This window comes from Streptomyces sp. NBC_01508 (assembly GCF_045040315.1).
Lineage (GTDB): Bacteria > Actinomycetota > Actinomycetes > Streptomycetales > Streptomycetaceae > Streptomyces.
In genome coordinates this window covers 7649218-7665210 of sequence record NZ_CP109419.1, presented here as the reverse complement: position 1 = coordinate 7665210, position 15993 = coordinate 7649218, and the positions used below count along the sequence as shown (strand labels likewise).

2 protein-coding genes and 4 pseudogenes are annotated in these 15993 nt (G+C 67.5%); all 6 read right to left on the bottom strand.

Going from position 1 to position 15993, the window contains the following annotated elements:
* Window positions 1–94: 94 nt before the first annotated feature.
* Window positions 95–3385, bottom strand: a pseudogene (locus tag OG700_RS35340) (amino acid adenylation domain-containing protein); the annotation flags it as partial.
* Window positions 3315–5645 (bottom strand): AMP-binding protein, encoded by a 2331-nt coding sequence (locus OG700_RS35335; RefSeq protein ID WP_405620810.1) that lies wholly within the window; start codon window positions 5643–5645, stop codon window positions 3315–3317. The gene OG700_RS35335 and the pseudogene OG700_RS35340, both read right to left, overlap by 71 nt.
* Window positions 5638–9369, bottom strand: a pseudogene (locus OG700_RS35330) (amino acid adenylation domain-containing protein); the annotation flags it as partial. The pseudogene OG700_RS35330 and the gene OG700_RS35335, both read right to left, overlap by 8 nt.
* Before the next feature lie 333 nt (window positions 9370–9702).
* On the bottom strand, window positions 9703–10245 hold the full coding sequence (locus tag OG700_RS35325) for an AMP-binding protein (protein WP_405620808.1): 543 nt from the start codon (window positions 10243–10245) through the stop codon (window positions 9703–9705).
* Window positions 10246–10295: 50 nt separating this feature from the next.
* Window positions 10296–10634 (bottom strand): annotated as a pseudogene (locus OG700_RS35320) (AMP-binding protein); the annotation flags it as partial.
* Window positions 10635–10884: 250 nt separating this feature from the next.
* Window positions 10885–15873: pseudogene (locus OG700_RS35315) on the bottom strand (amino acid adenylation domain-containing protein); the annotation flags it as partial.
* Window positions 15874–15993: the final 120 nt, after the last annotated feature.

Sequence of the window (15993 nt, the reverse complement as noted above, 5' to 3'; positions counted from 1 at the left end):
GACGCTTGTCGCCCGGGGTGTCCTCCCGCACGATCACCGCGGCCTGCGCCACCTCGGCATGCATCGACAACACGGCCTCGATCTCGCCGAGTTCGATGCGGAAGCCGCGGATCTTCACCTGCGCATCCGCACGCCCGCCGAACAGCAACTGACCGCCCGGCGTCCACTTCACCACATCCCCGGTGCGATACATGCGCTCCCCGGAACCGGCCCCGAACGGGCACGCCACGAACCGCTCCCCGGTCAGCGACGCACGCCCCACATACCCCCGCGCCACCCCCGCACCCGCCACATACAGCTCGCCCAGGACCCCGACCGGCACCGGCTGCAGCGCCTCGTCCAACACGAACGCACGGACGTTGGCGATCGGCCCACCGATCGACGGCACATCACCCGGCACCAGCGGCTGCGACATCGACGCACACACCGTCACCTCCGTCGGACCATACGCATTGACCAGCCGACGCCCCGACGACCACCGCTCCACCAACCCCGCGTCCAACGCCTCACCCGCCGACACCAACGTCGTCACCGAACCCAGATCACCCACACCCAACGCCCCCAACACCGCGGGCGGCAACGTCACATGCGTCACCGAATGCCGCGCCACCACCTCCACCAACCCACCACCCGGCAACAACTCCTCCACCGACCCCACCACCAACGCAGCCCCCGAACACAACGTCACCAACATCTCGGAAACCGCCGCATCGAACCCGACCGACGCAAACTGCAACACCCGCGAACCCGACCCCACCACAAACCGCTCAACCTGCGCCGCCACCAAATTCACCACCCCTGCATGCACCACCCCCACACCCTTCGGCACCCCCGTCGAACCCGACGTATAAACCACATACGCCAACCCAGCAGACTCCGGTACCACCCCGGGCGAAGTCTCCGACATGGCCGCTATCTGCGCCTGCACCTGCGGCTCATCGAGCCACACCACCGACACACCAACTAGAGCTTCAACCACACCCTCGGCCGCCGAGCGCTCCGCCACCACGAGCTCTGCACCACCGTTGCCAAGCATGTACGCCACCCGCTCAGCAGGCAGCTGACCATCGATCGGCAGATACGCCGCCCCCGCCTTCAACACCCCCAGGATCGCGGTCACCAACCCCCCACCACGAGGCAGGCACACCCCCACCACCGACTCCGCACCCACACCCATCCCACGCAGATAGTGCGCCAGCCGATTCGCCCGCGCATCCAACTCCCCATACGACAACTCAACCCCGTCGCCGACCACCGCCACCGCACCCGGAGTTCGCGCCACCTGCGCCTCGAACAGCTCCACCATCGACGAACCGGCCACCTCGACCGCCGAGTCGTTCCATCCGCGCAGCAGCTGCTCTCGTTCGTCGACCCCCAGTACGTTCACGGCACCCAGCCGGGTGTCGGGCGCCGCGGTCACCTGCTCCAGCGCCCGGCTCCACCGCTGAGCGAGGGCCTCCACCGAGCCGAAGTCGAACAGATCCACCGCCCCGATGACCGACCCACGCAACCCCGCCGGACGGCCGTCCTCGTCGTAGACCTCCCCGACCATCACATCCACGTCGCACTTCGCCGACGCCGTCATCGCGCCCTCGACTCCGCCGACCCCGCCCGTCCGCACACCAGACATCTCCAGCCCGGCCCGCTCGACGTTCTGCAAGGTCAACGACACCTGGAACAGCGGATGCCGGGCCATCGACCGCTCCGGCGCCAACTCCTCCACCAACCGCTCGAACGGCACATCCTGATGCGCCAACGCACCCAGACTCGCCTCCCGCACCCGCCCCAACACCTCCCGGAACACCGGATCACCCGACAGATCCGTCCGGACCACCAACGTGTTCACGAAGAACCCGACCAGGTCGTCCAACGCCTCATCCGTACGACCCGCCACACCGGACCCGATCGCGACATCGGTGCCCGCGCCGAGCCGCGACAGCGTCACCGCCAACGACGCCTGCAGCACCATGAACACCGTCACGCCCTCGGCCCGCGCCAGCTCCACCATCCGCCGATGCACCTCGGCCGACACCCGCAACGGCACCTGGTGCCCCACATGCGTCGCCACGGCAGGACGCACCCGGTCCGCCGGCAGCGCGATCTCCTCCGGCGCACCGGCCAGCACCTCCCGCCAGTAACCCACCTGCTCCGACAGCAGACTCCCCGGATCCGACTCCTCCCCCAACAACTCCCGCTGCCACAAAGCGTAATCCGCATACTGCACCGGCAACGGCTCGAACACCGGAACCTCACCACGCAACCGAGCCGCATACGCAGTGGACAGATCCCGACCCAGCGGCGCGGTCGACCAGCCGTCGCTGGCAATGTGGTGCATCACCACCACCAACACCTGCTCCTCCGGCCCGACCTCGAACAACCACGCCCGAACCGGCAACTCCCCCGACAAATCGAACGCATAACGCGACGCCTCCGCCACCGCATCGGCCAGGTTCTCGGGAGCGACCTGGGAAACCTCAAGCCCCCAGTCCAGGTCCGACGGGTCGAGGATCCGCTGGTACGGCTCTCCGTCCACGGCCGGGAACACCGTGCGCAACGACTCATGCCGCCCGATCACATCCCGCAACGCCTGCTCCAGCACAGCGGCGTCGACGCCATTGAGCCGGATCGGCACCGGGAGGTTGTACGTCGGGCTCGGCCCCTCCAACTGGTCGATGAACCACAGGCGCCGCTGCGCGAACGACAACGGCACCCGCTCCGGCCGCGACTCCGCCACCGCCAACGCCCTGCGGGCCTGCCCTGCACCCTCGGCCAGCCGCGCCGCGAGCCCCGCCACCGTCGGGACCTCGAACAACGCCCGGACCTCGACCTCCACCCCCAGCACCACACGAATCCGGGAGATCACCCGTACCGCCAGCAGCGAATGCCCGCCCAGCTGGAAGAAGTTGTCGTCGACGCCGACCGACTCCAGTCCCAGCACGTCGGCGAACACCGCGCACAGGATCTCCTCCCGCACGGTCGCCGGGGCACGGCCGACACCCGTGGCGTACTCCGGCGCCGGCAGGGCCTTGCGGTCGAGCTTGCCGTTGACCGTCAGCGGCAGCTCCGCCAGCGTCACGAAGGCGGCCGGCACCATGTACTCCGGCAACCGCGACGCCACGAGGTCACGCAGTCCAGCCGTGTCCATGCCGCCGCCACCAGTGCCAGCGTCCGCAGCCACCACGTAGGCGACCAGCCGCCTGTCACCCGGCGTGTCCTCACGTGCGATCACCGCCGCCTGCGCCACGTCCGGCTGCGACAGCAACACAGCCTCGATCTCGCCGAGTTCGATACGGAACCCGCGGATCTTCACCTGCTCATCCGCACGCCCGGCGAACAGCAACTGCCCGTCCGCCGTCCACCTGGCCAGGTCCCCGGTCCGGTACATCCGCTCCCCGGAACCGCGTCCCGAACGGGCACGCCACGAACCGCTCACCCGTCAAACCCGGCCGGCCCACATAGCCCCGCGCAAGCTGCGCCCCGGCGACATACAACTCGCCCGCCACACCCACCGGAACCGGCCGCAACACCTCATCCAGCACATACAGACGGGAGTTGGCGATCGGCCGCCCGAACGGCACCTGACCCGGCCGCTCCGCGTCCACCACCCCGATCGCCACGATCACCGTCGCCTCGGTCGGCCCATAGGCATGCACCAACCGACGCCCCACCGACCACACCCGCGCCACCGCCTCACTGACCGCCTCAGCACCCACCACGATCGCCTCAACCCGCACCAGATCGCCGGGCTCCAGCACCTCCAGCAACGACGGCACCACACTCGCCGCCCGCACCCCCTCCAACTCCCCAAGCCGCCGCGGCTGCTCCCGCTGCCCCTCAGACGCCACCCACAACACCGCCCCCGACGACAACGCCACCGCCACATCCAACACCGACGCATCAAAACCGAACGACGCAAACTGCAACACCCCCACACCCGGCCCCACACCCATCACAGGACCAAACACCGACACCAAATTCACCAACGACCCATGCGACACCCCCACACCCTTCGGCCACCCCGTCGACCCCGACGTATAGATCACATACGCCAGACCAGCAGCATCAACCACCACCCCCGGCGACACATCCGAACACCCCGCCAGCCCATCAAGGACACCCCCATCCACCACCACACTCACGCCGGCATCCGCCAGCATGAACTCCACCCGCTCCACCGGCAGCCCACCATCCACCGGCACATACGCAGCCCCCGCCTTCCACACACCCACAATCCCAACCACCATCTCCACACCACGCGGCAGACGAAGCCCCACCACCGACTCACGGCCCACACCCCGGCCCATCAGATAGCGCGCCAACCGATTCGCCGACGCGTCCAACTCCCCATACGACAACTCCACACCCTCAAACACCACCGCCACCGCACCCGGAGCAGCCGCCACCCACTCCTCGAACAACCCCAGCACCGACGAGCCAACTACCTCCGACCCCGTGTCATTCCACTCCGACAAGAGCCGATCCCGCTCTCGTGGGTCCAGGATGTCCACCGCAGCCAGCTGCGTGTCCGGGCCACCGTCCAGCACAGCCGCCAGCGCGTCGACCACATTCCGCAGCGCAATGACCACAGAACGGCCGACACTCTCAGGATCGATGCCCTCGGCCGTCTCCAGGCTCACACTGAACCCGGCGACGCCCAGATCGTTGACCGAAACCGTCACGGGATAGTTGGTCCGCTCCTGGGCGAAGACCGTTTGGATGCCCTCAACGGGCCGCCGCTCGTCCGGCTCCCCGCCGGTCGGACTCCCGCCGGCACCGGTAATGTGCCGGTAGTTGAACAACGACGTGAACAGCGGCGTACTGGCCTCAACGCCACTGGCCTGCTGCGCCACCGCCAGCGGCGCATGCTCATGCTCCAGCAACCCCGCCAGCTGGTCCCGCATCCCCTCGACCGCAGCACGTACCCCCACCCGGCCGGTCCGCACCCGCACCGGAAGCGTGTTGATGAACGGGCCCAGCACCCGGTCAGCACCCTCACCGGCATTCATCCGGCCGAACAGCACCGTCCCGAACACCACATCGTCGCGCCCCGACACTGCCGCCAGCACGCGCGCCCACACCACGTGCAGAACAGTGGCCGTGCTGACCCCCAACTCCCGCGCCACCCTCCGCAACCCTTCAGCGACCTCATCGGCGATCGCAACCGATGCCTCGCCAACCCCGCTGCCGTCGCCGCGTACGTCGAGCACCCCGTACGGAGCGGTCGGCTCGGTCACATCACCCAACAGCCCGGCGAAGTACCGCTCATGCTCAGCCCGCGGCACTACCCGCGTCTGCGCCACAAAGTTCCGGAACGGCAGTGCCGGGGCTATCTGTTCGGCCTCACCGGACAGCACCGCCCGCAGCTCCTGCAGCAGCACGTCCATGCCCAGGTGGTCCTGCAACATGTGATGCATCCGCACCACAGCCAGCCAACGCCCCTCCGGCACCTCGGCCGCATGCACATCCATCAACGGCGCCCGACCCAGATCCATCACCAACCCCGCCAGGGCGGTCAAGGCATCCACCGCGTTCATGGTCCGGCTGTCGATCTCGTGCTCGATGACCGGCAGTTCCGCCTGCCGCCACACCACCTGGACCGGCTCCGCGCAACCCCTCCCACACCACACCCGTGCGGTAGATGTCATGCCGGTCCATCACCTGCTGCAACGCCCCGGTGAACGTCTCCAGCCGGGCCCGCGAATCGAACTCCACCACACGCGCGGTCAGATAGACATCCCCACCCTCACCCGCCATGAGGTGATGAAAGAACAAACCCTCCTGCAGCGGAGCCAGCGGATAGACGTCCGCCACATTCACCGCTCCGCCGTCAACCACCGCGACCACCCGGTCAACCTCCGCCTGCGACAACTCCACCAGCGGCAACATCCCCGGCGTGATCCGCTCCGCACCAACCGGAATCAGATTCTCCGGCACCTCCACAGAACCGACACCCGCCGCCGCCCTCGCCAACCCGGCCGGCGTCGACGCCTCGAACAACGCCCGCACCGACACCGACACACCCCGAACCCGCAACCGCTCCACCAGGGTCACCGCCAGCAGCGAATGCCCACCCAGCCGGAAGAAGTTGTCATCGACACCCACCAACTCCACACCCAGCACCTCGGCGAACACCGCACACAGGACCTCCTCCCGCACCGAAGCCGGACCCCGACCGCCGCCTGCGGCAAACTCCGGCACCGGCAGCGCCTTACGGTCCAACTTCCCGTTGACCGTCAGCGGCAACTCGCCCAGCGTCACGAACGCGACCGGCACCATGTACTCCGGCAACCGGGACACAGTTGCTTCTCGCAGCCCATCTCCGTCAAGAGCATCGACATCCTGGTCCACCGGTACCACGTAGGCCACCAGACGCTTGACCCCCGGCGTGTCCTCGCGCACGATCACCGCCGCCTGTGCCACGTCCGGCTGCGACAGCAACACAGCCTCGATCTCACCGGGCTCGATACGGAACCCGCGGATCTTCACCTGCTCATCCGCACGCCCGGCGAACAGCAACTGCCCATCGTCCGTCCACCTGGCCAGGTCCCCGGTGCGATACATCCGCTCCCCCGAACCGGTCCCGAACGGGCACGCCACAAACCGCTCCCCGGTCAGCGACGCACGCCCCACATAGCCACGCGCAAGCTGCGCCCCGGCGACATACAACTCCCCCGCCACACCCACCGGAACCGGCTGCAACACCTCATCCAGCACATACAGACGGGAGTTGGCGATCGGCCGCCCGAACGGCACCTGACCCGGCCGCTCCGCGTCCACCACCCCGATCGCCACGATCACCGTCGCCTCGGTCGGCCCATAGGCATGCACCAACCGACGCCCCACCGACCAGGTCCGCGCCACCGCCTCACTGACCGCCTCAGCACCCACCACGATCGCCTCAACCCGCGCCAGATCGCCAGGCTCCAGCACCCCCAGCAACGACGGCACCACACTCGCCGCCCGCACCCCCTCCAACTCCCCAAGCCGCCGCGGCTGCTCCCGCTGCCCCTCAGACGCAACCCACAACACCGCCCCCGACGACAACGCCACCGCCACATCCAACACCGACGCATCAAAACCAAACGACGCAAACTGCAACACCCCCACACCCGGCCCCACACCCATCACAGGACCAAACACCGACACCAAATTCACCAACGACCCATGCGACACCCCCACACCCTTCGGCCACCCCGTCGACCCCGACGTATAAATCACATACGCCAGACCAGCAGCATCAACCACCACACCCGGCGCAATGTCCGAATACCCCGCCAGCCCATCAAGGACACCCCCATCCACAACCACACTCACGCCGGCATCCGCCAGCATGAACTCCACCCGCTCCACCGGCAGCCCACCATCGACCGGCAGATACGCAGCCCCCGCCTTCCACACACCCACAATCCCTACGAGCATCTCCGCACCACGCGGCAGACGAAGCCCCACCACCGACTCACGGCCCACACCCCGGCCACGCAAGAAATGCGCCAGCCGATTCGCACGCGCATCCAACTCCCCATACGACAACTCCACACCCTCAAACACCACCGCCACCGCACCCGGAGCAGCCACCACCCACTCCTCGAACAACCCCAGCACCGACGAGCCAACTACCTCCAACCCCGTGTCATTCCACTGCTGCAGCAGGTCACGCCCATCAGCACCCAGCACATCCACCCCATGCAGCCGGACATCAGGCACAGCCGTCACCTGCTCCAACACCCGCACCAACCAGCCCATCAACCGCTCAGCAGTCCCCACATCGAACAGGTCAGCCGAAACAGTCAGGCCACCCCACAACCCGGCCGGACGCCCCTGATCGTCCAGCACCTCCGACAACGACACATCGAGGTCGAACTTCGCCGAGCCGGTGGCCGATCGATCCGCGACCTGCGAATCCCCTCCCACAGGCTCCACGTTCTGCAGGGTCAGCATCACCTGGAACAGCGGATGCCGCGCCAGCGACCGCTCCGGCGCCAGCTCCTCCACCAGCCGCTCGAACGGCACATCCTGATGCGCCAACGCACCCAGACTCGCCTCCCGCACCCGCCCCAACACCTCCCGGAACACCGGATCACCCGACAGATCCGTCCGGACCACCAACGTATTCACGAAGAACCCGACCAGATCGTCCAACGCCTCATCAGTACGACCCGCAACCGCCACACCCACCGGAACATCCGACCCGGCCCCCAGCCGCGACAACGTCACCACCAGCGCCGCCTGCACCACCATGAACACCGTCACACCCTCGGCCCGCGCCAGCCCCACCATCCGCCGATGCACCTCGGCCGGCACCCGCAACGGCACCCGATGACCCACATGACTCGCCACCGCCGGACGCGCCCGGTCCACCGGCAACGCCAGCTCCTCCGGAACCCCGGCCAGCACCTCCCGCCAGTAACCCACCTGTGCCGCCATCAAACTGCCGGGGTCGGACTCCTCCCCCAGCAACTCCCGCTGCCACAGCGTGTAGTCCGCATACTGCACCGGCAACGGCACCCAATCCGGGGCCTCACCACGCGACCGAGCCGCATACGCCACCGAGAACTCACGCCGCAGCACACCCAACGACCACCCATCGCCGGCAATGTGATGCACCACCACGACCAGCACCCGCTCATCCGGCCCGGCCTCGAACAACCACGCCCGAACCGGCAGCTCCACCGACAGATCAAACGCATACCGCGTCGCCTGTCCCACAGCCGCGCCCAGCTCGCCAGCCTCCACACGGCATACCTCAAGTCGCGACTCGAGCTCGCGCGCATCCATGATCTGCTGATACGGCTCACCGTCCACCGCCGGGAACACCGTCCGCAGCGACTCATGCCGGACGATCACATCACGCAACGCGTCATTCAACGCGACTGTGTCCAGCTCACCGGCCAACCGCACCTGCAGCGGAATGTTGTAGGTCGGGCTCGGCCCCTCCAACTGCCCCAGAAACCACAGCCGCCGCTGCGCGAACGACAACGGAACCCGCCCCGGACGCACCTCCACCACCCGCAAGGGCTGCCGTGTCGGTTCGACCCCGAAGCTCCCAATACGCGCGGCCAACCCGGCCACCGTCGGCGCCTCGAACAACGCCCGCAACGACAGCTCCACGCCGAGCACGACACGGATCCTCGACACGAGCCGGACCGCGAGCAGCGAATGCCCACCCAGCTGGAAGAAGTCACCGTTCACCCCCACCGACTCCAGCCCGAGGACATCGGCGAACAGTCCGCACAGGATCTCCTCCCGCACCGACGCCGGACCCCGGCCCCCACCCGTGGCGTACTCCGGCGCGGGCAGCGCCTTACGGTCGAGCTTCCCGTTGACCGTCAGCGGCAACTCATCCAGCGTCACGAACGCGGCCGGCACCATATAGTCCGGCAACCGCGCCCCCGCGAAGCTCCGCAGACCAGCCGTGTCAAGATGCCAGAGCCACCATCACCACCGGCCGCGACCACATACGCGGCCAGCCGCACATCTCCCGGCGTGTCCTCGCGCACGACCACCGCGACCTGCAGCAACGCCCGGATGCATCCGCCAACACCGCCTCGATCTCGCCCGAGCTCGATCCGGAAACCCCGAACCTTCACCTGATCATCCGCACGCCCGACAAACACCAACTGACCATCCGCCGTCCACCGCGCCAGGTCCCCCGTCCGGTACATCCGCTCACCACCCGACCCGAACGGGCACGCCACGAACCGCTCACCCGTCAAACCCGCACGACCCACATACCCCCGCGCCACCCCCACACCCGCCGACATACAACTCCCCCACCACACCCACCGGCACCGGCCGCAACACCTCATCCACCACAAACACCGACACCCCCGCCAACCCCCGACCCACCACACTGCCCAACACCCCATCACCCACACCCACCCGCCGATGCGACACATGCACCGTCGCCTCCGTAATCCCATACATATTCACCAACGCCACCCCACCAGCACCCTCCCGACCCCACCAACCCGACAACCGCACCACATCCAACGCCTCCCCACCAAACACCACCAGCCGCAACACCCCCACCACAAACCCCTCCACCGCCAACAGCTGATACATCGCCGACGGCGTCTGACTCAACACCGTCACCCCCTCCCGCACCAACAACTCCGCAAACCGCCCCGGCGAACGCGAATCCTCAAACGACACCACCACCACCCGCGCCCCGAACACCAACGCACCCCACAACTCCCACACCGACGCATCAAAATCGAACGCCACGCGAACTGAAAACAACTCCACACATCCCCGGCCCCAGACCCATCACAGGACCCACCCGCCGACCCCAACAGCCCCACCACATTCCGATGACTGACCACAACCCCCTTCGGCCGCCCCGTCGAACCCGACGTATAAATCACATACGCCGCCTCATCCACCGACACCACACACCCCACCACCGAACCATCCAACCCCGCCAACACCCCCTCCACCACCGGATCATCCACCACCACCAACACCACACCCCCAGACACACACCCCTCAACCCACCCAACACACGCCACCGACGTCACCACACCCACCACCCCAGCATCCGCCAGCACAAACCCCACCCGCTCCACCGGATACCGCGGATCCACCGGCACATACCCCGCCCCCGCCTTCAACACCCCCAACAACGCCACCACCATATCCACACCACGCTCCAACACCACCCCCACCAACGACCCCACGACCCACACCCCGACCCATCAAATACCGCGCCAACCGATTCGCCCGCACATCCAACTCCCCATACGACAACTCCACACCCTCACACACCACCGCCACCACACCCGGACCAGCCACCACCCGCTCCTCAAACAACCCCACCAACGACCCACCCAACACACCCAACCCCGGCTCATTCCACCCCAACAACCGAACCCGCTCACCCACACCCAACACATCCACCACATGCAGCCGGACATCAGGCACAGCCGTCACCTGCTCCAACACCCGCACCAACCAGCCCATCAACCGCTCAGCAGTCCCCACATCGAACAGATCGGCAGACGCGATCAACGACCCCCGCAACCCGGCCGGACGCGCCTGATCGTCCAGCACCTCCGACAACGACACATCGAGGTCGAACTTCGCCGAGCCGGTGGCCGATCGATCCGCGACCTGCGAATCCCCTCCCACAGGCTCCACGTTCTGCAGGGTCAGCATCACCTGGAACAGCGGATGCCGCGCCAGCGACCGCTCCGGCGCCAACTCCTCCACCAGCCGCTCGAACGGCACATCCTGATGCGCCAACGCCCCCAGACTCGCCTCCCGCACCCGCCCCAACACCTCCCGGAACACCGGATCACCCGACAGATCCGTCCGGACCACCAACGTATTCACAAAGAACCCGACCAGATCGTCCAACGCCTCATCAGTACGACCCGCAACCGCCACACCCACCGGAACATCCGACCCGGCCCCCAGCCGCGACAACGTCACCACCAGCGCCGCCTGCACCACCATGAACACCGTCACACCCTCGACCCGCGCCAGCTCCACCATCCGCCGATGCACCTCAGCCGACACCCGCAACGGCACCCGATGACCAAGGTGCCCAGACGTCGCCGGCCGTGTCCGGTCCACCGGCAACGCCAGCTCCTCCGGAACCCCGGCCAGCACCCCGCGCCAGTAACCCACCTGTGCCGCCATCAAACTGTCCGGATCCGACTCCTCCCCCAGCAACTCCCGCTGCCACAGGGTGTAGTCCGCATACTGCACCGGCAACGGCACCCAACCCGGGGCCTCACCACGCGACCGAGCCGCATACGCCACCGAGAACTCACGCCGCAGCACACCCAACGACCACCCATCGCCGGCAATGTGATGCACCACCACGACCAGCACCCGCTCATCCGGCCCGGCCTCGAACAACCACGCCCGAACCGGCAACTCCACCGACAGATCAAACGCATACCGCGTCGCCTGTCCCACAGCCGCGCCCAGCTCGCTCAGCCTCGCGACCTGCGACACCTGCAGGTCCCAGTCGAGCTCGCGCGCATCCATGATCTGCTGATACGGCTCACCGTCCACCGCCGGGAACACCGTCCGCAGCGACTCATGCCGGACGATCACATCACGCAACGCCGCACCCAACGCGGAGACATCCACCTCGCCGCCCAGCGACACCACCATGGGAATGTTGTACGTCGGACTCGGCCCCTCCAACTGCCCCAGGAACCACAACCGCCGCTGCGCGAACGACAACGGCACCCGCCCCGGACGCACCTCCACCGCCCGCAACGGCATCCGAGCCCGCCCCACACCCTCATCCAGACGGGCCGCCAACCCGGCCACCGTCGGCGCCTCGAACAACGCCCGCAACGACAGCTCCACGCCGAGCACGACACGGATCCTCGACACGAGCCGGACCGCGAGCAGCGAATGCCCACCCAGCTGGAAGAAGTCACCGTTCACCCCCACCGACTCCAGCCCGAGGACATCGGCGAACAGTCCGCACAGGATCTCCTCCCGCACCGTCGCCGGACCCCGACCCCCACCCGTGGCGTACTCCGGCGCGGGCAGCGCCTTACGGTCGAGCTTCCCGTTGACCGTCAGCGGCAACTCATCCAGCGTCACGAACGCGGCCGGCACCATATAGTCCGGCAACCGCGCCCCCGCGAAGCTCCGCAGAGCCTCAAGATCCAGACCACCATCACCACCGGCCGCGACCACATACGCGGCCAGCCGCACATCTCCCGGCGTGTCCTCACGCGCCACCACCGCGACCCGCGCAACGCCCGGATGATCCGCCAACACCGCCTCGACCTCACCCGGCTCGATCCGGAAACCCCGAACCTTCACCTGATCATCCGCACGCCCGACAAACACCAACTGACCATCCGCCGTCCACCGCGCCAGGTCCCCCGTCCGGTACATCCGCTCACCACCCGACCCGAACGGGCACGCCACGAACCGCTCACCCGTCAAACCCGCACGACCCACATACCCCCGCGCCACCCCCACACCCGCCACATACAACTCCCCCACCACACCCACCGGCACCGGCCGCAACACCTCATCCACCACAAACACCGACACCCCCGCCAACCCCCGACCCACCACACTGCCCAACACCCCATCACCCACACCCACCCGCCGATGCGACACATGCACCGTCGCCTCCGTAATCCCATACATATTCACCAACGCCACCCCACCAGCACCCTCCCGACCCCACCAACCCGACAACCGCACCACATCCAACGCCTCCCCACCAAACACCACCAGCCGCAACACCCCCACCACAAACCCCTCCACCGCCAACAGCTGATACATCGCCGACGGCGTCTGACTCAACACCGTCACCCCCTCCCGCACCAACAACTCCGCAAACCGCCCCGGCGAACGCGAATCCTCAAACGACACCACCACCACCCGCGCCCCGAACACCAACGCACCCCACAACTCCCACACCGAAAAATCGAACGCCACCGAATGAAAACAACTCCACACATCCCCCGGACCCAGACCAAACAACCCACCCGCCGACCCCAACAGCCCCACCACATTCCGATGACTGACCACAACCCCCTTCGGCCGCCCCGTCGAACCCGACGTATAAATCACATACGCCGCCTCATCCACCGACACCACACACCCCACCACCGAACCATCCAACCCCGCCAACACCCCCTCCACCACCGGATCATCCACCACCACCAACACCACACCCCCAGACACACACCCCTCAACCCACCCAACACACGCCACCGACGTCACCACACCCACCACCCCAGCATCCGCCAGCACAAACCCCACCCGCTCCACCGGATACCGCGGATCCACCGGCACATACCCCGCCCCCGCCTTCAACACCCCCAACAACGCCACCACCATATCCACACCACGCTCCAACACCACCCCCACCAACGACCCCACACCCACACCCCGACCCATCAAATACCGCGCCAACCGATTCGCCCGCACATCCAACTCCCCATACGACAACTCCACACCCTCACACACCACCGCCACCACACCCGGACCAGCCACCACCCGCTCCTCAAACAACCCCACCAACGACCCACCCAACACACCCAACCCCGGCTCATTCCACCCCAACAACCGAACCCGCTCACCCACACCCAACACATCCACCACACCCAACGCCACATCCACCCCACCGCCCAGCACGCCGGCGAACGCGTCGACCACGTTCTCCATCGCGGTGCACAGCAACTGGATGATCGCCTGCGGATCGAGCGTGTCGACCGTCTGCACGCTCAGGCTCAGACCGCCCAACCCACGATCGTTGACCGACACCACCACCGGATAGTTGGTCCGGTCCTGGACGGTGATTCTCTGGATGCCCTCGATCCGCCGCTGAGCGTCCTCTTCCTCACTTATCAGGCTCTCGGCGGCGCCGGTGATGTGCCGGTAGTTGAACAGCGAGGTGAACAGCGGCGCATTGTCGGTGATCCCGCTGGCCTGCTGCGCCACCGCCAGCGGCGCATGCTCATGCTCCAGCAACCCCGCCAGCTGATCCCGCATCCCCTCGACCGCAGCACGTATCCCCACCTGGCCGATCCGCACCCGCACCGGAAGCGTGTTGATGAACGGGCCCAGCACCCGGACAGCACCCTCACCGGCATTCATCCGGCCGAACAGCACCGTCCCGAACACCACATCATCCCGACCCGACACTGCCGCCAGCACGCGCGCCCACACCACATGAAGCACCGTCGCCGCGCTGACCCCCAACTCCCGCGCCACCCGCCGCAAACCCTCTGCAACCTCATCGGCGACAGGCAATGCCGCCGATTTCACGGCACCGCCGTCGCCGCGTACATCGAGCACCCCGTACGGGGCGGTCGGCTCGGTCACATCAGACAGCAGCTCGGCGAAGTACCGCTCATGCTCCGCCCGAGGCACCGCCCGCGTCTGTGCCACGAAATTTCGGAACGGCAACGCCGGCGCCAACCGATCCGCCTGGCCTGTGAGCACCGCTCTGAGCTCGTCCAGCAGCACGTCCATGCCCATGTGGTCATGCAACATGTGATGCATCCGCACCACAGCCAGCCAACGCCCCTCCGGCACCTCGGCCGCATGCACATCCACCAACGGCGCACGCCCCAGATCCATCACCGACCCCGCCAGGGCGGTCAAGCCCTCCACCCGCTGCGCAGACTCGCCGGAATCAACCTCAAGCACGTGCTCGACGACCGGCAGTACGGCCCGACGCCACACCACCTGCACCGGCTCGCGCAACCCCTCCCACACCACACCCGTGCGGTAGATGTCATGCCGGTCCATCACCTGCTGCAACGCCCCGGTGAACGTCTCCAGCCGGGCCCGCGAGTCGAACTCCACCACACGCGCGGTCAGATAGACATCCCCACCCTCACCCGCCATGAGGTGATGAAAGAACAAACCCTCCTGCAGCGGAGCCAGCGGATAGACGTCCGCCACATTCACCGCTCCGCCGTCGACCGCCGCAACCACCCGGTCGACCTCCGCCTGCGACAACTCCACCAGCGGCAGCATCCCCGGCGTGATCCGCTCCGCACCAACCGGAATCAGATTCTCCGGCACCTCCACAGAACCGACACCCGCCGCCGCCCTCGCCAACCCGGCCGGCGTCGACGCCTCGAACAGTGTTCTGATCTTGACTTCTGTACCCAGCCTGGCCCGGATCCGGGAGAGCAGCCGGATCGCGAGCAGGGAGTGCCCGCCCAGCTCGAAGAAGTTGTCGTCGACCCCGACCGTGTCCAGGCCGAGGACCTGGGCGAAGATCTCGCAGAGCGCGGCCTCGGTCTCGTCCGCCGGCTCTCGGCCGGGGTCGGTGCCCGTGGCATCGCTGGGCGCGGGCAGGGCCTTGCGGTCGAGCTTGCCGTTGGCGGTCAGCGGCAGCTCGTCCAGCGTGACGAACGCGGCCGGGACCATGTGCTCGGGCAGCCGCCGCATGCGGCGAACGTCCCGTAGCGCCGCCACGTGTCCGCATCCTCGGCAGTCGGCAGCCGCCGGGACCAGGTAGGCGACCAGCCGCTTGTCGCCCTCGGCGTG

Bases quoted from the DNA above. Each gene is read 5' to 3' on its own strand.
- OG700_RS35335 (WP_405620810.1), bottom strand. From the start codon at position 5,645: ATGACATCTACCGCACGGGTGTGGTGTGGGAGGGGTTGCGCGGAGCCG.